Raw genomic sequence first — 21,618 nt, forward strand, 5'->3', positions numbered from 1 at the left:
CGGCTGACAGGGCGCAGCATCGACACATCCAACATGAGGTGCTCGCCATGAACCTGATCGAACAATCCCCCTGGCATGCCGGTGAACGGCACATACAAGCAGCGGTGGGCGTGGCCGACCGTATGGCCGTGGTCGGGCCCAAAGTGATCCGCGATCACCTGCCGGAACAGCACCGGGATTTCTACCCTTTATTGCCGTACCTGATACTGGGTGCGGTGGACGAGCAGGGCATCCCTTGGGCGACGATGATTGAGGGCGCGCCAGGCTTTGCCCACTCGCCGGATCCGCAGACCCTGCAGATCGACAGCCTGCCGTCCGCGACTGACCCGGCCCGCAACGCCTTGCGTACGGGAGCAGCCGTCGGCCTGCTGGGCATCGACCTCAACACTCGGCGCCGCAATCGCATGAACGGCCGAATCGGTGCATTCGATCACGAAGGTTTTTCGGTCGACGTGGTGCATACCTTCGGCAACTGCCCCAAGTACATCCAACTGCGCCCGGTCGACAGCATCGCCCGCAGACCCGGAACGGTGGTCGAACGCTTCAACGACCTGGACGATGCCGCGCAAACCCTGATCCGCAACGTCGACACGCTTTTCGTCGCCAGTTACGTCGAGGTCGATGGCCAACGTTCGGTGGACGTTTCTCATCGGGGCGGTAACTCAGGTTTTGTGCGGGTCGAGGGCAACGTGCTGACCATCCCCGACTTCGCCGGCAACCTGTTCTTTGCCACCCTGGGCAACCTGCAAGCCAACCCGGTGGCGGGTTTGTTGTTCATCGACTTTGAGTCGGGGGATGTACTGCAAGTGGCTGGACGGACCTCGTTGATTCTCGACGGCCCGGAAGTGGCGCTGTTCGAAAGCGCCCAGCGGCTGTGGACGGTGACAGTGGAACACGTGGTGCGCCGCCCAGCGGCGTTGGCGTTGCGGTGGCAGTTCGCGGAGTTTTCGCCGTTCAGTCTGGCGATGGGGAGTTGGTAGCCAGGCCCGGACCATAGGAGGCATTCGGGAACAACTGGTTGGTCATCTCGATGATCTTGCTTTGTGCATCGATAAACTTGCCCATTCGAGCGCCACCCGAAGTCGAGTCATACAGCGCCTTGCCCACCTGGCGGCCATTTTCAAACACCTGGATATCGGCATAGCTCATGTAAAGCGCCAGGTCCCAGCTCCATTGACCAATGTAGGTCGTCGACAGGGCGCAACTGGCCGGTGGGGTGCCGGGCCGCAGCTCACGAGTCTGGAACCCTTTGCTGCGCAACTGCGCGGTGTAGGTGGCATTGAACCCGGCACGCAAGCCTTCGGCGGGGATCATGCAGATCTCAGGCGCCTGGGCGCCGCTGAAGGCAACCGGCGTGACGGTTTGCTTGATGCTGCAGCCAGCCAGGGTTAAGGCGGCCAGTAAACAAGCGGGAGCTGTTATCAGGCGCATAGCGACGTCCATTTCTTCAGTAGTGGTTTGATGATAGCAGTGAAGGCCTGATGCCGAGCGCAGCATTTCAGACGCAGGGGGTCGTCTGTATGGGAGCTGGCTTGTCGGATCGCCGCACTGCTATCGGGGGCAAGCCCTTATGCCAGTCAGTTAAGACAAACACTGTAACTGTGGCGAGGGAGCTTGCTCCCGTAGGGTCGCGAAGCGGCCCCAGTTCTATGTTTGAACAGACTGGGACTGCTGCACAGTCAGCGGGGGCAAGCTTTCTCGCCACAGGGATTGCTTTTTATGATGGAATTACGTGTTTGATCAGGCTACCGGGCATTCCCGGTTCAGCGCTTCATCGACCAACAACTGCGCAATCTCGACTATCTGCACCACCGCCAGCACCTTTTTCAGGCTTGGCCCATCAAGGTGTTCGGCACAGTCATAGGCGCAGACAGCTGCTGACTCAAGCATCTCGCTGGCATTGCTCAAGGCGGCTTCGGTACCGAGTCCGGGACGGACGGTGAAAATGACATCGGGAGGAAGTTGCGGATTGTCATCCGAGGTGGATGGCGGGGGATTGGGGGTGACTTTTGTCAGGGTGAAACGCCTATGAATGAGCACCTCCATTTCGCTACCACACGAAGTAAGGAGGCGACTGTACACGGGGTGGTAGACCGGTCATAGAAACCCGGCAGGCCGAAGCCTCCCATGCACAGCCGCCACAAAGCAGCCCGCACAAAAAAACGCCCATGAGCGTTTTGGGGTCTATGAAAGAACTGGGCTACCACACCCATTCGCTGAATTTGCAGCGACCCGCGAAGGTTAGCGGCGAGGTTCATCGGACGCAACCCGAAAGTTATGCAGGAACGGTCCGATAAAAAGGGCCTTCTATACCATTCGTGCCCCCCGGTTAACATTCAATTGCGCCATGCCCGGTGGTGACCCGTGCTTTTTGAGGCAATACTCCCTCACGTTTCTGCCTCGAGGTTCCAACCATGAATGTACCGAGCCGCCTTGCGCTCCTGATTGCCGCTGCCGCTGTCCTCAGCGCTTGTGGCGAAGCCTCCAGACTGCCTTTCCAGGCGGGTGTCGGGCCTGCGCCGCAACTGCCCGAGCCCAGCACTTCTTTGATCCCTACGCTCAAGGTCTCCAAGGCCGTGGGCTGGTCTGAGGGTGTGCAACCCAACGCGCCTCAGGGTTTCACCGTCACGGCCCTGGCCGACAATCTCGACCACCCGCGGTGGGTCTACACCTTGCCTAACGGCGATGTGCTGGTCGCCGAAAGCAACCACCCGCCCATGCCCGAAGGTGCCACCGACGGCGGCACCGGCTTGATCGCCTGGGCACGCCGCACGGCAATGGGTGTGGTGATGGGCCGCATCGGCGCCGATGCACCCAGCGCGAATCGCATCACGTTGCTACGCGATGCCGATCACGATGGGCATGCGGAGGTACGCACCGAATTCCTGACTGGCCTGATGTCACCTTTCGGCATGGCGCTGGTGGGCAACGATTTGTACATCGCCAACGCCGACGCGGTGGTCAAGGTGCCCTACACCCCGGGCCAGACTCACATCGACGCAACTCCGGTGAAGGTCACCGACCTGCCGGCGGGCATTAACCATCACTGGACCAAAAACCTGCTGGCCAATCCCGAGGGCACCCGGCTGTATGTGACGGTTGGATCTAACAGCAATGTCGGCGAAAACGGCCTCGACGCAGAGGAGGGTCGTGCGGCTATCTGGGAACTGGACCTGGCCAGCGGCGAGAAACGGTTATTCGCCAGCGGCTTGCGCAACCCCAACGGTCTCGCTTGGAAACCGGGTTCTACCCAGCTGTGGACGGTCGTCAACGAGCGCGATGAAATCGGCAGCGACCTGGTGCCCGACTACCTCACCTCGGTGCAGGACGGCGCGTTCTACGGCTGGCCGTGGAGCTATTACGGCAGCCACGTGGATGTACGCGTCCAACCGCCGCGCCCGGACAAAGTCGCTCAGGCCATCGCGCCGGACTACGCCCTGGGTACCCATGTCGCCCCCCTGGGCCTGACGTTCTCCGACGCACGCGGCATGCCGGCCGCTTTTGCCGATGGGGTGTTTGTCGGTGAGCACGGCTCCTGGAACCGCAATCCGCAAGCGGGCTACAAGGTGGTGTTTATCCCGTTCAAGGACGGCAAACCGTCGGGCGCACCGGTCGACTTCCTCACTGGGTTTCTCAATGCCGAAGGCGAAGCGCAAGGTCGGCCGGTGGGCGTGACCCTGGATGAGCAGGGCGCCTTGCTGGTGGCGGATGATGTGGGGAACAAGGTGTGGCGGGTGGCGCAGAGCAAACCCTGACCGTCGATATGTTGCGGGATGTTGAACTGCCAGATTGAACGATGCCTTTGGGTTAGCCTTGTTTTCCTACCGACAACAAGGAAGCGTCATGCAACGAAAGGTCATCAATCCCACGACGGTATTCAACTCCCTGCAATACGGCTTCAGCCAGGCGCTTGAGGTGCCACAGGGGCGACGTATCATGCTTTCCGGCCAGGTGGGCGTGGATGCTGACGAGCGCACGGTGGGCGGAGGCATTGCCGAGCAGGCCGCCAAGGCGCTGGACAATATCGACAAGGTGCTGGCCGAAGTCGGGGGTGACCTTTCCGATGTGATCATGCTGCGGCTGTACATCGCCGAGTCCGCTCGTGACCAGCAGGAGCCGATCGCGCAGGCGCTGCGCCAGCGCTTCCCACATAACCCGCCGCCGTCTTCGTGGATTATCGTCAGCGGGTTGTCGTTGCCGGAATGGTTGATCGAGATCGAGGCCGAGGCGGTCGTTCCATTCAGTACCGAATCATCACCGATTTGAGTTCGGTGTAATCCTCGATAAACGCACTGCCGAACTCCCGCCCAACCCCCGAAGACCTATTGCCCCCAAACGGCACCGCCGGATCGAGCAGCGTGTGCATGTTCACCCACAAGGTGCCGGCCTGGATGGCCGGCACCATGCGCAAGGCCTTGCCCAGGTCGTTGGTCCATAGGCTGGCGCTGAGGCCGTAGGGGCCGTTGTTCATCAGCGCGAGCAGTTCGTCTTCGCTGTCGTAGGGCAGGAAGGTGGCGATGGGGCCGAAGGTTTCTTCGTTGAGCAGGGTGTCGTTGATGCTGTTGGCGAGGATCACCGTGGGCTCGACGTAGCAGCCGGGGCGGTCAATGAGGGTGCCGCCATGGATGATCGTGTTGTTTTCGGCGCGGGCCTGGTTGAAGTAACCGAGCAATTTGAGTTGGTGCTGGTGGTGGGTGACGGGGCCGAATTCGGTGCGTTCATCCAGTGGCGAGCCGATGTTCAGGCGACTAAGGCGCTGGCTGAGTGTGTCCAGCACCGCGTCGATCTGCGAACGGTGCACGAAGAAGCGCTCGGCCGCCGCGCAAATTTGCCCTGAGTGCAAAAAGCCCGCTTCGATGATGCCGTTCACCGCCGTGTCCACGTCCACATCGCGCAGGAAACCGGCAGCATTCTTGCCCCCCAGCTCCAGGGTTGCACGGGTAAGGCCGGCGCCCATGGCGCTGCGGCCGACCGCAATGCCCGTAGGCACGGAACCGGTGAAGGACACTTTGTGGGTGCCAGGGTGTTCCACCAGGCCTTTGCCGACATGGCCGCCGCCCGTCAATACATTGAGCACACCCGGTGGCAACCCGGCTTCGACGGCCAGCTCGGCGATGCGCAGAACGGTCAGCGGCGTGAATTCGCTGGGCTTGATGATGATGCTGCAGCCGGTTACCAGCGCGGAGGCGAGTTTCCAGATGGCGATCATGGTGGAAAAATTCCACGGCACGATGCCCACCACCACGCCCACCGGTTCACGCAGGGTGAATGCGGTGTAGCGTTCGCCGTTGAACGAGGGCAGCGACGGAGTGAGGGTCTGGCCGCTGAGCTTGGTCGCCCAGCCCGCGTAGTAACGCAGGAAGTGCGCGGCCTGGTCGACCTCGAATGCGCGGGCAATCTGGATGATCTTGCCGGACTGGCAGGTCTCGATCTGCGCCAGTTCTTCACGATTGCGCTCCAGCAGGTCGGCGAGCTTGAGCAGCACATTGCCGCGTGTCGCGGGTAAAGCCTGGGACCACACCTGGAAGCCGCGGTTGGCGGAATTCACCGCCGCGTCGATATCCGCCAGGTCCGCATCGGACACCTGGGCGATCACGTCACCGGTGGCCGGGTTGGTCACGGCCAGTGTCTGACTGGAATGGCTGCGGATGTTGACGCCGTCGATGAACAGCCCATGGGGCCGACGCAAAAAGGCTTCGACTTGAGGCAGCAGCGGGATATCACTCATGGCGGGTTCCTGGCAGGTCACAAAGGAAAAACCGAGGGTAACCAAGCCACCGGGCCATGGCTTGACTCTGCCTGCCGTGCGAGATGTCTGTGGCTGCCAGCCCTATGAAAAGTACAATCTTGCCTGTGGAACGTGCATTTTCCAGCCGTGCCACCCCACCGATACTGGCCCTGCATCAGGCGCCGTTCCTCAACCCGGAGCGCGCGCCGGACTTCCAATAATAAGCAGGGCCGTCCATGAAAAAGCCAAACCCGCTCCTTGAAGACCTCAAGCCACTCCTGCCCATCATCGCCGCGAATGCCACACAGGCTGAACAGCAGCGTCAGGTGCCGGATGAAAACATGGCCTTGCTCAAAAGCATTGGCCTGCACCGCGCTTTTCAACCCAAGGCCTTTGGTGGCCTGGAACTCTCGCTGCCGGAGTTTGCCGATTGCATCGCCTTGCTTGCCGGCAGTTGCGCGAGCACCGCCTGGGCCATGAGCTTGCTGTGCACCCACAGCCACCAACTGGCGTTGTTTTCGGCCCAGTTGCAGCAGGAGATCTGGGGCGAAAACCCGCATGCCACCGCCAGCAGCAGTATTGCGCCATTCGGTCGTGTGGTGGAGGGCGAAGGCGGCGTGCACTTCAGCGGTGAAATGGGCTGGAGCAGCGGTTGTGACCATGGCGAGTGGGCGATTGTCGGCTGCCGTCGACAGAACGCCGAAGGCGGCCAGGACTACTGCTTCGCCGTGCTGCCGCGCAGTGACTACCAGATTCGTGACGATTGGTACGCCGCCGGCATGAAAGGCAGCGGCACCAAGACCCTGGTCATCGACAACGTCTGGGTGCCCGAACACCGGATCCAGAAAGCCAAAGACATGATGGAAGGCAAGTCCGCAGGTTTCGGCCTGTATCCCGACAGCCAGATTTTCTACGCGCCGTACCGGCCATATTTCGCCAGCGGGTTTTCCACCGTCAGCCTCGGCGTGGCCGAGCGCATGCTGGAGGTGTTCCGCGAAAAAACCAAAAACCGCGTGCGCGCCTATACCGGTGCCGCCGTTGGCGCGGCCACTCCCGCCTTGATGCGCCTGGCCGAGTCCACCCACCAGGTGGCCGCCGCCCGCGCATTCCTCGAAAAGACCTGGCAAGACCACGCCGAACACAGCGCCGCGCACCGTTACCCGAGCCGCGAAACCCTGGCGTTCTGGCGCACTAACCAGGCCTACGCGACAAAAATGTGCATCGAAGCCGTGGACCGTCTGTTCGCCGCTGCCGGCGGCAACGCCTGGTTCGAACATAACGAGATGCAGCGCCTGTTTCGCGATTCCCATATGACCGGCGCCCATGCCTATACCGACTACGACGTCTGTGCGCAGATCCTTGGCCGCGAGCTGATGGGCCTGGAGCCGGACCCGAGCATGGTGTGACGCGTTCTTCCCCCCACAACAATCAGGGCGCCCGTTCGACGGCGCCCGGGAGTCTTGCATGTCTGACAGCAGCCTTTTCGACCCACGGGCCTTTCGCCGTGCCCTGGGCAACTTTGCCACCGGCGTGACCGTGGTCACCGCCGCCACCGCATCCGGGCGCAAGGTGGGTGTGACCGCCAACAGTTTCAACTCGGTATCTCTCGACCCACCGCTGGTGCTGTGGAGCATCGACAAACGCTCCAACAGCCATGAGGTGTTCGAGGAGGCCAGCCATTTTGCGGTGAACGTGCTGGCGGCCGACCAGGTGCACTTGTCGAATAACTTTGCGCGCCCCCGTGAAGACCGCTTTGCCTTGATCGAATACGAACCGGGGGAGGGTGGCTCGCCGGTATTCGCTGATTGCTCGGCACGGTTCCACTGCGAGAAGTACCAGCAGGTGGACGGCGGCGATCACTGGATCATGATCGGCAAGGTGGTCGCCTTTGATGACTTCGGGCGTGCGCCGCTGTTGTATCACCAGGGCGCTTATGCCGAGGTCCAGGCGCTGCGTCCCTGCGCGCCCGAGACGGTTCAGAACGGCACGGCAACCACCAACTGACTGTAGACGTTGGTGCCGTTGCCCCCGACCTGATTGCCGCCGGTCTCTGCAGCCTGGTTGGGCTTGTAGAGACCCAGCAGCGGCGTGATGATCAGGTGATCGTTCACCGCCCACTCGGCGTACAGGTCCAGCTCACGGCCATCCAGGTTGAGTTGGCCACGGGTGCTGACGGTGGTGTAGTCGAAAAACAGCGCGCCGAGGGTGACGTTCTCCAGCGGCTTGACCTTGAGCGCCACGTGTTGCACTGAGGTGTTGGTGTTGTAGGGGCCGGAGTAGTTGCCGGCGACTTCACCCTGCACCCAGGTGCCGTAGCCCCGGCTGAAACCGGAGAACATGGCGTCCCAGTTCTTTGAATAGCGCGCGTAGCGGTAGGTCAGGTCCGGCGACCAGGGCAGGTCGGCGAAGGTGTAGCCGGCTTCGGCGTAGCCCGCATTTTGCTGGCTGTCGCGGCGGTCCTGGCGGGCCAGTTCGAAGGCGAAATGCGCGTTGTCGATACCCGCATTGCCCGCGCCACGCAGGCTATAGAGGTTCATGCCCTTGCGTTGGCGCTGTACGTCGCTGGCGAAGCGTTCATCCACGTCGATTCCGTGAATGTAGGTGAGCCCGAGCGTGCCCGGTGCCGCGCTGTATTCCAGGGTGCCGGCGGCCATTTCAGTCATGGCCTGGGCAGGGTTGTCGGACTTGATCCACATCAGGCTGCCATGTACGCCGTCTTTGCCGCCCAGGCGGATCACGGCGGTTTTGTCGAAAGCATGGCGAGCGGCAATGTAGTAGGCGCCGCCACGGTTGAAGTCCCCATCGCCCACGCCCTTGCCGAGGTTGGGACCGTCATCATTGATGAGAAAGCCGTCGCCCAACAGGATGATTTGCCGGCCGAACGACAGGTCTAGACCGTCCTTGCCCAGGGCCGGGAACAGGTCGCCGGAGCGCCAGCCGGCGGAGGCTTCGTCAAACTTGGTGGTGCGCTCCTTGCCCGTGGTGACCCCCGACGCATCGCCATCGCCCCAGGTGCCGGAGCTCACCAGGTTGACCGTGCCATACACGCCGCCAAAGGCGCCCAGGCTCTGGTCCACGCTCAGGCCGTACTTGATAAACGCCTCGCGCCAGGTGGAACCGCCGCTGCGCCCATCGTAGTTCTTCGGGCTGTTGAACATGCCGTACACGGCGAGGAAATTGCCGGTGACCTGAGTGTCGGCATCGGCATACAACTCAATGGCCTGGGCCTGGCCCACCAGCAGCGCAATGCCCAGGCCGACCGCCTGGCGCAGGCGGCGATTTTTCAGTGTGTACTCCATTGTTATTGTCCCCATCTTGGTTAAGAGTGAGGGCGCATTAGGGCGAGCGTTGGAGGCCTGAGTCTTTTCTCTGCGTGCCAGGGAATTGACCCAGGCCGCCACGCCATACGTTGTGGCAGGGAGCAACAAAACCGGCGGCAGACAGGGGCAAGACGATCAACTCGAGTGGGGCGCAGAGTGCTGACACATTAAAAAAACCGCTTTCGAGGACCCCAACATGTCGATCAACGACCGACTCACCGCGCACCTCAACCGGGGCACGGTAGGTTTCCCCACCGCTTTGGCCAGCACCATTGGCCTGATCATGGCGAGTCCGGTGATTCTCACCGCCACCATGGGCTTCGGCATCGGCGGCAGCGCGTTTGCCCTGGCAATGCTGATTGCCGTAGTGATGATGCTGGCCCAGGCCACCACCTTCGCCGAGGCCGCTTCGATCCTGCCCACCACCGGCTCGGTGTACGACTACATCAACTGCGGCATGGGTCGTTTTTTCGCGATCACCGGCACCTTGTCGGCGTACTTGATCGTGCATGTGTTCGCGGGCACCGCTGAAACTATCCTGTCCGGCGTCATGGCCCTGGTGAACTTCGAACATCTCAACACCTTGGCAGAGTCGGCCGGCGGTTCATGGTTGCTGGGCGTCGGCTTCGTGATCGTCTTTGGTGTGCTGAACGCGTTTGGGGTCAGCGCGTTTGGCCGTGCGGAAATCATCCTCACCTTTGGCATGTGGACGACCCTGATGGTGTTCGGCGTGCTGGGGCTGATCGCCACGCCCGCTGTGCAGTTGGACGGCTGGTTCGGTGAGTCGCTGGTGGGCACCGACCTGATCACCGTGCTGTCATTGGTGGGCATGGCGATGTTCATGTTTGTCGGCTGCGAATTCGTCACGCCGCTGGCGCCGGACCTGCGCCAATCGGCCAAGGTGATGCCACGCGCCATGATGCTGGGCCTGATGGGCGTGGCCACGTGCATGTTCATCTATGGCGCCGCAATGAAACGCCAGGTGGAAAACGTGGTACTCGATGCCGCCTCCGGCGTGCACCTGCTGGACACGCCCATGGCGATCCCCAAGTTCGCCGAGCAGGTGATGGGCCAAATTGGCCCCCTGTGGTTGGGCATCGGCTTTCTGTTCGCCGGCGCGGCCACTATCAACACCTTGATGGCCGGTGTGCCACGGATTCTGTATGGCATGGCGGTGGATGGAGCGTTGCCCAAGGTTTTCACTTACCTGCACCCACGTTTCAAGACGCCGCTGCTGTGCATCCTGGTGGCGATGCTGATTCCCTGCCTGCACGCGCTGTACCTGGGCGGCAACACCGACAACATCATGCACTTGGTGCTGGCGGCGGTGTGTGCCTGGAGCTTTGCCTACCTGCTGGTGACGATCTCGGTGGTCAGCCTGCGTATCCGTCGGCCGGATTTGCCGCGGGCGTATCGTTCACCGTGGTTCCCGCTGCCGCAGATCGTATCGAGCATCGGCATCCTGCTGGGCATGTGGTTTATCACGCCTCCGGGCATGAACCCGGCGGACATCTATGTGCCGTTTGGCGTGATGCTGGGCGGTACGGCGGCGTACGCGCTGTTCTGGACCCTGGTGGTGCAGAAGGTCAACCCGTTCAAGCCGGCTTCCGTGGAGGAAGTGTTGGCAAAGGAATTCAGTCATCAACCGGAGCAGGCCGATGAGGGTCATGGCGACTTTGCGGCAAAGACTGTTTGAACTGTTTCGCACCGGTCGTGCCCCGGCGGGGTATCGGCCAGGGGTGACCCTGGCGCACCTGCGGCGCAACCTCGGGCTGGCGACGCTGGACGTGGAGGGGGTGGCGTTCGAGATTGTCGAACGCACCGAGTCGCAGTTGTTGATGCACCTGGTGCTGACTGAATTCGTCCTGCAGGTACCCGCTGCGACAGCGGGCACGGCGAGCTTCGAGGTGCACCATGGCGGCGCGATCCGCCGCACGGGCCTCCGTGTGAGGTGCCGTTCCGGCGACCAGGCGCTGGGTCGTGAGTTGCAGGTGCGATTGCTGGCCGACACAGCGCTGTTCCAGGCGCTGATGCCGCTGGATTTCAAACGCCTGCGCATCCAACTGCAAGACCAGCACTGGTGCGTGCGCCTGGAGCATATGGGCGGCAGCGAGGTGGTCAATCGCCTGCCGGCGTTTCGGCGTTACATCGCGCTGAGCCCGGTGCAACGCACCCACCTCCTGGCTTCCCTGACAGGCCTGCAGCGGGTACTCTCACACCTCTAAAAAACGACCCACGCTGCGAAGCGCTACTCATCGTGGGTGCGCGGACCCGCAGGAGCCGGCGCCTATCCTTCCCATTGGCATCAATAGTGCTACTCCAGCAGCACACCAGATGTTGTTGCGTGCATATAGATAACATGTTAACTATTGCACCAGAACAACAAAAAGAAGCCATTGCGGAGACACCCCATGAGCATCCCACAGCATGCACACGACGGGCTGGACACCTGGAACCGCGAGCTACGCGCCGCGTGCGGGTATTTCGACACAGAACTGGCCTTCAACCGCTCGTTGTTCATCGGCGAGATCAGAGACCTGCCGCGCGGCCTGGCCCTCTTGCGCACCAATGCCGGGCTGATCAAACGCCCGGCGCACCACGCCGACCATGACAACGACCAGGACTGTTTCCTGATCAGCCAGCGCAGCGGCTACTCGCAGATCGTGCAGAACGGCCAGGCCCTGCAACTGGCCCCCGGCGAGATGCTGCTGATGGACTCGGTGGGCTCCATCGAAATCACCCCCTTCGGCCTGATCGAACACGCCTCGCTGTCATTGTCGCGCCCGCAGGTGTGCAAGCACCTGGGCGGCGACGCACGGGCCTTCGGCAAGATCTCCTCGACCAAAGCCTGTGGGCGCATGCTGCATGTGCTGATGGACCAATTGTGCAAGGACGACACCGAAGACGGCGCGGGTGAAGTGGAGGCGCTGCAAAGCGCTTTTGTATCGCTGTTGGGCTCGGCCCTGGAGCAGGGCGACGAGTGTCGCGAAGGCTTGGCACTGCTGCAGGGCAACAACCTGCGCAGTTATGTGCAGAAGGTTATTGATGAGTCCCTGAGCCAGCCTGGCCTCAGCCCGATCGGCCTGGCCAACCGCCTGAACATTTCGGTACGCCACTTGTACCGTCTGTTCGAAGAGCAGGACGACAGCGTTTGCCGCTACATTCAGCGCGCGCGGCTCAAACGCAGTGCGGATGACTTGACCAACCCGTTCCTGCGCAGTGAGTCGATCACCTCGATAGCCTACAAGTGGGGTTTTACCGATTCGGCGCATTTTAGCCGGTCGTTCAAGAAGCAGTTCGAGGTGTCGCCCAAGGATTTCCGTTCGAGCCGCATGCAGGCGGTGGGGGCGTAGGAAGGTCAGACTTCTGGCAGGGTGGACCCGCCGTCCACCACCAGGGTCTGCCCGGTGATGTAGCCGGCGAGGTCGGAGGCAAGAAACAGCATGGCGCCGGCAATATCCGCCGCTGTTCCCAAACGCCCCAGTGGCACGCGACTGGCGATGGTGACGTTCAACGCGGTATCGCCCAGGTTGGCCATCGCCGGCGTGGCGATCATGCCCGGTTCCACGCCATTGACCCGCACATTCAGCGGCGCCAGTTCCAGCGCTGCATTGCGGATAAAACCGTTGACGCCGGCCTTGGACGCCGCGTAGTGGCTGAGGCCCGGATAACCGACACGGTTGCCGGTCACCGAAGAGGTCACCAGCACGCAGCCCCGGCCTTGTGCGCGGAACGCCGGCAATGCGGCCTGGGTCAGCCAGAACAACGCCGACAGGTTAACCGCCAGGGTGCGCTGCAGGAGGTCCGGGGTGATGTCTTCAAAAGCCGTCAAAGGAAAATACCCGGCGTTGTGCACCAGAATATCCAGCTGCGGCAGCCCTTGAACGCACTCAAACACAGCCTGGGATTCGGCCAGGTCGACGCCCACCGCTGTAACTCGGCAACCCTGCGCGGATAACTCAGTCGCCACCGCCTGAGCCTGTTCCCGCTGCCGATCGGCGATTACCACCCGTGCGCCACGTTGGGCAAACGCCTTGACGATGCCTCGGCCAATGCCCTGGGCGCCGCCCGTGACCAGCACCACTTGCCCGCTGAAATCCAGGTCATTCATGGGCATTCTCCAAGTGAGCGAAAGCCAGCGTGGGCACATCGACAATGCTGGAACCGCCATCGGCCACCACCGTCGCCCCGGTAATGATGGACGCATCACTGGAAGCCAGGAAGCGACACACCTTGGCGATCTCGTCGGCACTGGCGGCCCGTCGCAGCGGCACATCGGCGCAGACCCGGTCATAGGCTTGCTGCAACGTGTCGCCAAAAGCCTCCATCAGCGGCTGCATCTCCGCATCGGCCATAGGTGTGCGCACCCAGCCGGGGCAGACCGCGTTCACCCTTACGCCGTGCGGCCCATAGTCGCGCGCCAGCGAGCGATTGAGCCCGAGCAACGCGTGTTTGGCCGTGGTGTAGCCGCACACCTCAGGCCCCGCCGCCAATGCGGCGATGGAGCCGATCAACACGATATTCCCCGCACTTTCCTGCAACAACGGCAAGCAGGCGCGGGCGCTGTAGAACGCGCTGTCTAGATTGCTGCGCAGGGCGCTTTCCCAGGTGCTCGGGCTGGTCTGGGTGGCGCTGCCCAGGCCATGCCCGCCAGCACAGGCGAGCAGCACATCGAGGCGCCCGTGTTGCTCGCGAATCTGGTGGATAAACCCGTCCCAGGTCTGCGGGCAGGCGGCATCACCCACCAGGATCAGGCCGCCCGTGTCCTGCGCAACCTGTTCCAACGGCGCTCTGCGCCGACCGATCAGCACCAGGCGTGCACCTTCCTGCGCATACAGCCGGGCACACGCTGCGCCGATGCCTGTGCCAGCGCCGGTGATCACCACCGTGCGCGGCTCAGTCATCGGGATACTCCGTGCGGTTGAGCACCTGGCAATACGAGCTGATGGGGAAGTTCGACAGCGCATCGAAGGACGCACCCGCATAGCCGAAGATCTTGCCGTCGCTGCGGTGTTGTTGCAGGTCGATCAGCACCAGGCCGAGGGTCGGCACGATCTTCTCCTGCCATACGAACAGATACAGCTGCTCGGCGATCTTGTAGGAGTGGCAGCGGTCGGTGTCGCACAGGCCTTGTTCTACACCTTTGAGGCATTGCCAGGCGTAGAAGCGCTCGTTGAGGTAGATGTGTTCGTAGACTTCGCTGGGGCTGTAGCGGTAGTGGTTGCGCAGGCCCACCAGTTCGTCGGTGGGCGCATGCAGGCAGTGGCCGGCCTGCCACGGGCGGTCGAGGCTGCCATGGAGGAAGTCGACTTCGACCGAGGTCAGCGGTTTCCCGGCGAGGGCGCGGTGATAGAGGCCTTCGTGAGTCTCGGCGTGGTCCGGCAGGCGCCCGATCACCGCCGTGAATGAGGCGTTCGGTGCGTCCAGCACCAGGCTGATCGACCAACTGTGCCCGGCCTCGTGCTTGATGAAGTCCACCAGATACAGCCCTGGACGGATCGAGGTGGCGCGGTACGGCGCACTGCCGCTGGAGTGCCCGTCAGCGGCGTGCCAGGCCAGGCGGTCCTGCTCGAAACGGTGCTCGATCTGCCAGCCGTTGGCGAAATGCAGGGTGAAGGTTTGGCCCGCCAAGTCGGCGAGGTTGGGCAGGATGAAAGCGTCCGGGGCGAAACCGTCGGCCAGCGCACCGACGGTGATCCAGTCAGAAGAGCTCGTCATGGCAATGTCTCCTTTATACGACGGCGAAGTAGTGTTTGACGAAGCTTTCGGTGAGCACTTCCCACAACACCGGCGTGCCCTTGGTCACGAACCAGCTGTCACCGGCTTTGTAGTGCGTGGATTGGCCGGTGGACTCGTCGGTGAGCCGCACTTCGCCGGTCACCACCGTGGCGTGTTCGGCGAAGGGGTAGACCATGCGGAATTTGCCCTGGGTGGTGCCAAAATAGGCGCTGCTGACCGGGTCGGTGGGCGCGCCGAAGGTCATCTTGCCGAAGGCACGCACTTCGCCTTCGAGAATCTGCGAGCCGAGGTCGGCCACAGTGCCCCAGGCGTCGAGTTCCGACAGCGGGATGTTGTGCTTGAGGGTCGTGAGAGTCATGGCGTTGCTCCTGATGAGGACAAAATGTAGGAGCGAGCGTGCTCGCGAAAAACGCAATGGCACCGCGATCAATCGGAATGCCCGCGTTATCGTTAACGATTTTCGCGGGCAAGCCCGCTCCTACAGGGGGGTGGTTTAGCGGCGCCCGTTCCAATATCCGGACAGTTGGTGCCAGGATTTGCCCGCCGTCAGCAGCAAGGGGCGGATCGCGTCCTTGCCGATGATGGTCGGGCGATGAATCGAGCTGACCAGGTCATAGCGCGCCGAGCCTTCGCTCATGCCTTCGGCCAGGACCTTGCAGATGATGTGGCTGGGCGTCACGCCGAAGCCGGAGTAGCCCTGCACGAAAAACGCGTTGCTGCGCCCCGGCAAGGTGCCGACCTGCGGGAACAGGTTGGGGCTGCACGCCATGGGGCCGCCCCAGGCCAGGTCGATCTTCACGTCCTTGAGGTAGGGGAAGATCTTCAGCATGAGGGTGCGGTTCCAGGCCTTGAGGTCGCCGGGAATATGCTCCACCAGCGGCGTGGCGGCGCCGAACAGCAGGCGGTTCTCGTGGGTGACGCGGTAGTAATCGATCACCGGGCGAATGTCGCTGTAGGCCCCGCGAATCGGGCTGATGCGCTGGATCAGTTCCTCGGACAACGGCTCGGTCATCATCTGGAACGCGTAGGTGTTGATGGTCGAGCGGTGCAGCTCCGGCTCCAGCTTGTTGAGGAAACTGTCGCAGGCCCACAGCAGCTTGCTCGCGCGCACCGAGCCGCGGCCGGTACGCACGGTGATGCGTTCGCCATAACTGACTTCGAGCGCCGGGCTGTTCTCGAAAATCCGCACGCCATGGCTGGCCAGTGCGGTGGCTTCGCCCAACAGCAGGTTCAGCGAGTGCACATGCCCGCCGCCCATGTGCAGCAGGGCGCTGCTGTAGGCCTTGGAACCGATGATCTGCTGCACGTCCGAGCCGCCGAGAAAGCGGATCTCGTGCTGGCTGTTGACCGACTTGAAGTCCTTTTCCCAGGCGCGCAGGGTTTTTTCCTGGCGGGCGTTGAAACCCATGTAGCCGTAGCCGTGGCAGAAGTCAGCGTCGATGTTGTACTTGGCGATGCGGTTCTTGATGATGTCGGCGCCCAGGTCGCTGATCTCGAACACTTGGCGCAGACCGTCTTCGCCCACGTCCTTCTTGATCTTTTCCAGATCGTGGCCGATACCCGCCATGATCTGCCCGCCATTGCGGCCGGTGCCGCCGAAACCGAGGTAGCGCGCTTCGAGCACCACGATATTGGTGATGCCTTTTTCCGCCAGTTCCAGGGCCGTGTTGATGCCGGAGAAACCGCCGCCGATCACCACGACGTCGGCGTCGATGTCCTGTTCCAGGGTCGGGAAGCTGAGGTTGTATTTCTTGGTGGCGGTGTAATACGTCGGGGTTTCGATGTTGATCATGGCGCAGCCTGAAAAGGTGAAGGAAGGCTCTAAAGCGGATGCCTCCATTAGGGGCCCTGGCGGGATGGAAGTCTTGATCCTGCGTGCCCAGGCTTTTGATTCTGCGCGCCATGGGCGGTGCGATAGACAAGTTATAGCGCGCTCGCTGGCAGGGAATGCTAGAGTTTCGTTAAATTATTAACTAAATACGTCGTGACCCTGATTCCTATGCTCAAACCTCGCCAGTCCCTGACCCTGACCCTGCTGCAAGCCCGCGAAGCCGCGATGAGTTTCTTCCGCCCGTCCTTGAACGAACACGGCCTGACGGAACAGCAATGGCGGATCATCCGCATCCTTGAACAGTACGGTGAGCTGGAGATCTACCAGCTGGCGGAACTGGCCTGCATCCTCAAGCCGAGCATGACCGGCGTATTGGTGCGCATGGAAACCGCGGGTATGGTGCACCGGCGCAAAGCCGAGCAAGACCAGCGCCGGGTACTGGTGACCCTGGCCGACAAGGGCAAGGCCAGTTTCGAGTCCATGAGCCAGTGCATGGAGGCCAACTACCAGCGTTTGCAGGATCAGTTGGGCGAAGAGAAGTTGCAGACCCTGTTGGGTCTGCTGGATGACTTGAAGAACATCAACATCAAGCGTTGAGTCAGCACCGCACAACCCTATGTAGGAGCAGGCTTGCCGGCGATAGCGTCTTCAAGATCGCCATCGCCGGCAAGCCGGCTCCTACAGGGGGTTAATACACGCTACCGGCGTGGGTTGGCGTGGGAACGCTTTTGAACTTGCCGGCCAACGCCTGCAACCCGCGCATCAACACCGTGGTGTCCACGCCGACCGCCACAAACGTCGCGCCCAATTCGATATAGCGCCGCGCCAGGTTTTCATCGGCACTCAGAATCCCTGCCGCCTTGCCCGACTGCACGATGCGCCCGATGGCGTCTTCAATCGCTACCTGCACCTCGGGATGCCCAGGATTGCCGCGATGCCCCATCGACGCGCTCAAATCCGCCGGGCCGATAAACACACCGTCCACGCCCTCGACGGCGGCAATCTCATCCAGGTTCGCCAGGCCCTCAAGGTTTTCGATTTGCACCAACAGGCACATCTGATCATCCGCCTGGTTGAGGTAGCCCTGGATACTGTTCCAGCGCGACGCCCGCGCCAGCGCGCTGCCTACTCCACGAATCCCCTGGGGCGGATAACGCATGGCTCGCACGAGTTCGAGGGCCTGGGCGGCGCTTTCGACCATGGGCACCAGCAGTGTCTGGGCGCCGATGTCCAGCAGTTGCTTGATCAGCGCGCTGTCGCCGATCACCGGGCGAATCAGCGCCTGACTGGGGTAGGGCGCCACGGCCTGTAGCTGGGCGAGCATGCCTTGCAGGTGATTGGGCGCGTGTTCGCCGTCGATCAGCAACCAGTCGAAACCAGCGTTGGCAGCCAGCTCCGCGCAATAGGCATCGGCCAGGCCCAGCCACAGGCCGATCTGTACCTCGCCGTTGCGCAGGCGTTGTTTGAAGCGGTTGACGGGCATGTTCATGACAATCCTCCAGGGTTCAGACGAAGCGGCAGGCGATCGAGCCGAGCAGGTCGTAGTCGACGTGGAATGTATCGCCAGGGCGGGCGGCGACCGGGCGCGTAAACGAACCACCGAGGATGATTTGCCCTGGTAGCAGGGTTACGTCATGGGGCGCCAGTTTGTTCGCCAGCCAGGCCACGCCCTTGGCCGGATGGTTGAGCACGGCAGCCGAAACGCCGGACTCTTCGATCACACCATTGCGGTACAGCACAGCCGGCACTTTGCGCAAGTCGATCTCGGTTGGCCGCACCGCGCGACCGCCCAGCACCACACCGGCATTCGCGGCATTGTCGGAGATGGTGTCGAATACCTTGCGTGTTGCGTTGGTCTGCGGGTCGACCTGCTGGATGCGTGCGTCGATGATTTCCAGCGCCGGGATCACCCATTCGGTGGCGTCGAGCACATCGAACACCGTGCAGTTCGGGCCCTTGAGGGGTTTGCCGAGGATAAACGCCAGCTCGACTTCCACGCGCGGCACGATGAAGCGTTCGAAGGGAATGTCGCTGCCTTCGTCGAAGAACATGTCATCGAGCAACGCGCCGTAGTCCGGTTCGGTGATGTTCGACGACACCTGCATGGCCCGCGACGTGAGGCCGATCTTGTGGCCCTTGAGCGTGCGCCCGTCCTTGATCTTCTGCGCGACCCAGGCGCGCTGGATCGCGTAGGCGTCTTCGATCGTGATGCCTGGATAGTCGAGGGAGAACTGGCGTACTTGTTCGCGGCTGCGTTCGGCGCGGTCCAGGTTGGCAGCGGCCGCAAGAATTTGCTGGGAGTCGAGCATGGCAAGGGTCCTTAACGGGGGTTGACGATGGCAGCGTGGGTGCGCAGCACCAGCAGGCCGCCGAGGGCGATAAATACAGCGAGTACGTACAGGGCCAAGCTGGCGCTCTGGGTGGCGTCACGCATCCAGCCGATCAGGTAGGGCGCGAGGAACGCGGCGATGCTGCCGAACGAGCTGATCATGGCGATACCCGCTGCCTGGGTGGTGTTGGAGAGAAACGCCGGCGGCAGTTGCCAGAACATCGGCAATGCGGCACTGGCGCCCATGCCGGCGACGATCAGCCCACCCATCACCAGCAGCGGATTACCCGGCGCCAGGCCCGCCACGGCGATACCGACGGCAGCCATCAGCAGCGGCACGCACAGGTGCCAGCGACGTTCGCGGTGGCGGTCGGAAGAACGCCCGCAGCCGATCATGAAAAAGCATCCGGCCAGGTACGGTAAGGCGCTGAGCAGGCCGACCTGGCTGTCGCGGCCGATACCAGCGCCGTGGATCAGCGTGGGCATCCAGAACGCCAGGGTGTTCACTGCCAGCATCACCGCGAAATACACCGCCACCAGCAGCCAGACCTGCGGGTCACGCAGGATGCCGCCGAACGAGGTGATGGTCTTGCGCTGTTCCTCACTGCGCAGTTGGGTCTGCAACTGGCGCTTTTGCTCGGCCGTCAGCCAGTGCACCGAGTCGAAGCCGTCCGGCAACCACTTGAGCACCACCAGCCCGAGCAGCACCACCGGCAGACCTTCGATCAGGAACATCCACTGCCAGCCGCGCAGGCTGCCCACATCATGGAAATGTTCGAGGATCGCTCCCGACAACGGCCCGCCCAGCACGCCCGCCATGGGCACGGCAATGGCAAACAACGCGGTGACCTGGGCACGACGGCGTGCCGGGTACCAGCGGTTGAGAAACACCAGGATCCCCGGGAAAAATCCGGCCTCAGCCATCCCCAGCAGAAAGCGCAGCACATAGAAACCACGGGCGCTCTCCACCCACAGCATGCCGGTGGACAGCAGCCCCCATACCACCATCAGGCTGGCGATCCAGCGCCGTGGGCCGACGCGGTCCAGCGCCATGTTGCTGGGCACGCCAAACAACGCATAGGCGATAAAGAACAACCCGGCGCCGAAGCCGTACACCGTGTCGCTGAAATGCAGGTCGCTGCTCATCTGCATCTTGGCGAAGCCGATGTTGATGCGGTCCAGGTGGGCGAACAGGTAACACACCAGCAACAGCGGCATCAGGCGCCAGGTCACTGAACGATGGGTGCGGTCGTGCTCGGCCAGCACGCGGCTGGCAGTCGATTGGGCTGTGCTCATGATGTTGTACTTTTTGTCTGAGAGGCCGTGGGAGGAGGCCCGTAGGCGCTGGCTTGCCAGCGCCTACGGGGTTGCGTGATCGGTGGAGACCGTCGGGTTGTTCAGGAACGCATGCACATTGTTCTGCTTGAAATTGAGCTGCGCGTGCAGCTCGACCATTTCGAACGACAGCGCCAACAGGCGTTGCGCCTGCAGCTCGGCGAAGTGCGTGGTGATCACCGCAAACACGGCCTCGGCCACTGCTTGGCGCGTGCTCAGGTCGCGACCGTGGCCGACCTTGAGGGTCATGTGTACGAAGGCGTAATCGTGCTTGCCGTCGGCCATGCGCCAGGTGTCCAGGCGTACGCCGCGGCTGCGGATACCGCCCAAGGGAAACACGCCACTGTCTCCCAGCACGCGGTGGACCTTTTCAAACAGGCCGGGCAGGTCGGCCTGTCGTTCGATGTTGTCGGTGTACTCGGCGATGAAGTGCGGCATGGGTTTCTCCCAGGTTTACAACGGGAAAATCGCGTTGATCTGGCCGGTGCCCGAACTGCCGAACGGCGGCGTGATGATCTCTGCGGGCTTGGCATAATCCGGTCCGCCGAGCAGCCCCAGGAGCATGGCGGTGTCGTGCATCTTGCCTTCGCCGAAGCAGTGCTCGGCGTAATCCGGCAGCATCGCGCAGAACGCCTTGAAGCGGCCTTGCTTCCACATCTCCACCACATGCAGGTCCATCTGCTTGTCGAACTCGCGGGTCCAGTTGTGGATGTTTGCTTCGGCCTGGCGGTCATCCGAGAAGCGGTGCGACAGGGAACCGGACGCCAACACCAGCACCTTGCGGTCGCTCTTTTCGATGGCCCGGCGCACGGCGGCGCCAAAGGCAAAGCTGTCTTCCAGGCGATGCCAGGCGCACCACGCGGCGATGGAAATGACCTTGAATTTCTCGTCCTCCGGCACGCCCATGTGCATGTAGCGCATGGGCACCAGCGTGCCGTATTCCAGCTCCAGGCTCGGGATGTTATGGGCCATGCTGCGCACGCCGGCCCCGTTGGCCTCGGCGGCGATCAGTGCACCCAGCTCGGGGCAACCGGGGTAGGCGTAGTCCATGTTCTTGATGAAGTGCGGCAGCTCGTTACTGGTGTAGGTGCCCTGGAACTGCTCGCCGCAGTTGACGTGATAACCGCTGTTGACCAGCCAGTGCACGTCGAACACCACTGCCGTGTCGGCGCCCAACTCACGGGCGCGGCGGCCGATTTCCTTGTGGCCGGCAATCGCCGCTTCGCGACAGCCGTGATGCTTGCCGGGCAGTTCCGACAGGTACATCGACGGTACGTGGCAGATCTTCGCCGCCAGGACCACTTCGCCCATGATGATTCTCCTGAATAGTTGTTTT

The 21,618-nt window shown here is 62.5% G+C and carries 22 protein-coding genes and 1 pseudogene; 9 read left to right on the plus strand and 14 right to left on the minus strand.

Annotation, left to right across the window (positions count from 1 at the left end; translation table 11 throughout):
* Positions 1–47 precede the first annotated feature (47 nt).
* Entirely contained in the window at positions 48–980 is a 933-nt protein-coding gene (locus AB4O08_RS22580; RefSeq protein WP_010209224.1) for a pyridoxamine 5'-phosphate oxidase family protein, read from the plus strand.
* On the opposite strand, the gene AB4O08_RS22585 is transcribed toward AB4O08_RS22580, so the two are convergent.
* Entirely contained in the window at positions 955–1,431 is a 477-nt protein-coding gene (locus AB4O08_RS22585) for an Sbal_3080 family lipoprotein (protein WP_010209225.1), read from the minus strand. The two genes, AB4O08_RS22580 and AB4O08_RS22585, sit on opposite strands and share 26 nt — an antisense overlap.
* A 309-nt stretch (positions 1,432–1,740) precedes the next feature.
* Positions 1,741–2,016 (minus strand): DUF6124 family protein, encoded by a 276-nt coding sequence (locus AB4O08_RS22590; protein WP_029529095.1) that lies wholly within the window; start codon positions 2,014–2,016, stop codon positions 1,741–1,743.
* A 398-nt stretch (positions 2,017–2,414) separates the two neighbouring features.
* Here AB4O08_RS22590 and AB4O08_RS22595 point away from each other — a divergent pair, with 398 nt between their 5' ends.
* A complete protein-coding gene (locus tag AB4O08_RS22595; RefSeq protein WP_010209227.1) occupies positions 2,415–3,755 on the plus strand; it encodes a PQQ-dependent sugar dehydrogenase in 1,341 nt (446 codons plus the stop codon).
* Between the two features lie 88 nt (positions 3,756–3,843).
* On the plus strand, positions 3,844–4,266 hold the full coding sequence (locus AB4O08_RS22600; protein ID WP_010209228.1) for a RidA family protein: 423 nt from the start codon (positions 3,844–3,846) through the stop codon (positions 4,264–4,266).
* Here AB4O08_RS22600 and AB4O08_RS22605 read toward each other — a convergent pair.
* A complete protein-coding gene (locus AB4O08_RS22605; RefSeq protein ID WP_010209229.1) occupies positions 4,241–5,728 on the minus strand; it encodes an aldehyde dehydrogenase family protein in 1,488 nt (495 codons plus the stop codon). The genes AB4O08_RS22600 and AB4O08_RS22605 overlap by 26 nt on opposite strands.
* A 236-nt stretch (positions 5,729–5,964) precedes the next feature.
* Between AB4O08_RS22605 and AB4O08_RS22610 the strand changes: the two genes are divergently transcribed.
* Both AB4O08_RS22610 and AB4O08_RS22615 read left to right on the plus strand, forming a co-directional pair.
* Complete coding sequence (locus AB4O08_RS22610) at positions 5,965–7,134, plus strand: p-hydroxyphenylacetate 3-hydroxylase oxygenase component (protein ID WP_010209231.1); 1,170 nt, start codon at positions 5,965–5,967, stop codon at positions 7,132–7,134.
* A gap of 58 nt (positions 7,135–7,192) precedes the next feature.
* Positions 7,193–7,672: pseudogene (locus tag AB4O08_RS22615) on the plus strand (flavin reductase family protein); the annotation flags it as partial.
* A 32-nt stretch (positions 7,673–7,704) separates the two neighbouring features.
* Here the strand turns inward: AB4O08_RS22615 and AB4O08_RS22620 are convergent.
* On the minus strand, positions 7,705–9,027 hold the full coding sequence (locus AB4O08_RS22620; protein WP_460114363.1) for an alginate export family protein: 1,323 nt from the start codon (positions 9,025–9,027) through the stop codon (positions 7,705–7,707).
* A gap of 217 nt (positions 9,028–9,244) precedes the next feature.
* Here AB4O08_RS22620 and AB4O08_RS22625 point away from each other — a divergent pair, with 217 nt between their 5' ends.
* From AB4O08_RS22625 to feaR, 3 genes are all read left to right on the plus strand, one after another.
* Positions 9,245–10,744 (plus strand): APC family permease, encoded by a 1,500-nt coding sequence (locus tag AB4O08_RS22625; RefSeq protein ID WP_010209238.1) that lies wholly within the window; start codon positions 9,245–9,247, stop codon positions 10,742–10,744.
* Complete coding sequence (locus tag AB4O08_RS22630; RefSeq protein ID WP_021491063.1) at positions 10,707–11,273, plus strand: DUF3156 family protein; 567 nt, start codon at positions 10,707–10,709, stop codon at positions 11,271–11,273. Before AB4O08_RS22625 ends, AB4O08_RS22630 begins: the two co-directional genes overlap by 38 nt.
* A 186-nt stretch (positions 11,274–11,459) precedes the next feature.
* Complete coding sequence (gene feaR, locus AB4O08_RS22635; RefSeq protein WP_010209242.1) at positions 11,460–12,401, plus strand: transcriptional regulator FeaR; 942 nt, start codon at positions 11,460–11,462, stop codon at positions 12,399–12,401.
* 5 nt (positions 12,402–12,406) lie between these two features.
* Here feaR and AB4O08_RS22640 read toward each other — a convergent pair whose 3' ends face one another.
* The 5 genes from AB4O08_RS22640 to AB4O08_RS22660 form a co-directional block, all read right to left on the minus strand.
* Positions 12,407–13,159 (minus strand): SDR family oxidoreductase, encoded by a 753-nt coding sequence (locus AB4O08_RS22640; protein WP_392397726.1) that lies wholly within the window; start codon positions 13,157–13,159, stop codon positions 12,407–12,409.
* Positions 13,152–13,952 (minus strand): SDR family NAD(P)-dependent oxidoreductase, encoded by an 801-nt coding sequence (locus tag AB4O08_RS22645; RefSeq protein ID WP_021491061.1) that lies wholly within the window; start codon positions 13,950–13,952, stop codon positions 13,152–13,154. The genes AB4O08_RS22640 and AB4O08_RS22645 overlap by 8 nt, the downstream gene beginning before the upstream one ends.
* Complete coding sequence (locus tag AB4O08_RS22650; protein ID WP_045791852.1) at positions 13,945–14,766, minus strand: molybdenum cofactor biosynthesis F family protein; 822 nt, start codon at positions 14,764–14,766, stop codon at positions 13,945–13,947. The genes AB4O08_RS22645 and AB4O08_RS22650 overlap by 8 nt, the downstream gene beginning before the upstream one ends.
* A 13-nt stretch (positions 14,767–14,779) precedes the next feature.
* A complete protein-coding gene (locus AB4O08_RS22655) occupies positions 14,780–15,145 on the minus strand; it encodes a cupin domain-containing protein (protein WP_010209249.1) in 366 nt (121 codons plus the stop codon).
* 135 nt (positions 15,146–15,280) lie between these two features.
* Positions 15,281–16,579, minus strand: a complete 1,299-nt coding sequence (locus AB4O08_RS22660; protein WP_010209250.1) for an NAD(P)/FAD-dependent oxidoreductase — start codon at positions 16,577–16,579, stop codon at positions 15,281–15,283.
* Positions 16,580–16,786: 207 nt separating this feature from the next.
* Here AB4O08_RS22660 and hpaR point away from each other — a divergent pair, with 207 nt between their 5' ends.
* Positions 16,787–17,215, plus strand: a complete 429-nt coding sequence (gene hpaR / locus AB4O08_RS22665; protein ID WP_010209251.1) for a homoprotocatechuate degradation operon regulator HpaR — start codon at positions 16,787–16,789, stop codon at positions 17,213–17,215.
* Positions 17,216–17,306: 91 nt separating this feature from the next.
* Here the strand turns inward: hpaR and hpaI are convergent, their stop codons facing one another.
* From hpaI to hpaD, 5 genes are all read right to left on the minus strand, one after another.
* On the minus strand, positions 17,307–18,107 hold the full coding sequence (gene hpaI / locus AB4O08_RS22670) for a 4-hydroxy-2-oxoheptanedioate aldolase (RefSeq protein ID WP_460114364.1): 801 nt from the start codon (positions 18,105–18,107) through the stop codon (positions 17,307–17,309).
* A 16-nt stretch (positions 18,108–18,123) separates the two neighbouring features.
* A complete protein-coding gene (hpaH, locus tag AB4O08_RS22675; RefSeq protein WP_010209253.1) occupies positions 18,124–18,927 on the minus strand; it encodes a 2-oxo-hept-4-ene-1,7-dioate hydratase in 804 nt (267 codons plus the stop codon).
* 11 nt (positions 18,928–18,938) lie between these two features.
* Positions 18,939–20,243: an MFS transporter gene (locus tag AB4O08_RS22680; RefSeq protein WP_010209254.1), complete on the minus strand. Its 1,305-nt coding sequence runs from the start codon at positions 20,241–20,243 to the stop codon at positions 18,939–18,941.
* A 63-nt stretch (positions 20,244–20,306) separates the two neighbouring features.
* The gene (locus AB4O08_RS22685; RefSeq protein WP_047540712.1) at positions 20,307–20,720 is read right to left on the minus strand and encodes a tautomerase family protein; all 414 of its coding nucleotides are present in this window, start codon (positions 20,718–20,720) and stop codon (positions 20,307–20,309) included.
* Between the two features lie 15 nt (positions 20,721–20,735).
* A complete protein-coding gene (gene hpaD, locus AB4O08_RS22690) occupies positions 20,736–21,593 on the minus strand; it encodes a 3,4-dihydroxyphenylacetate 2,3-dioxygenase (protein ID WP_010209257.1) in 858 nt (285 codons plus the stop codon).
* Positions 21,594–21,618 lie beyond the last annotated feature (25 nt).

The organism is Pseudomonas sp. H3_E07 (assembly GCF_054668895.1).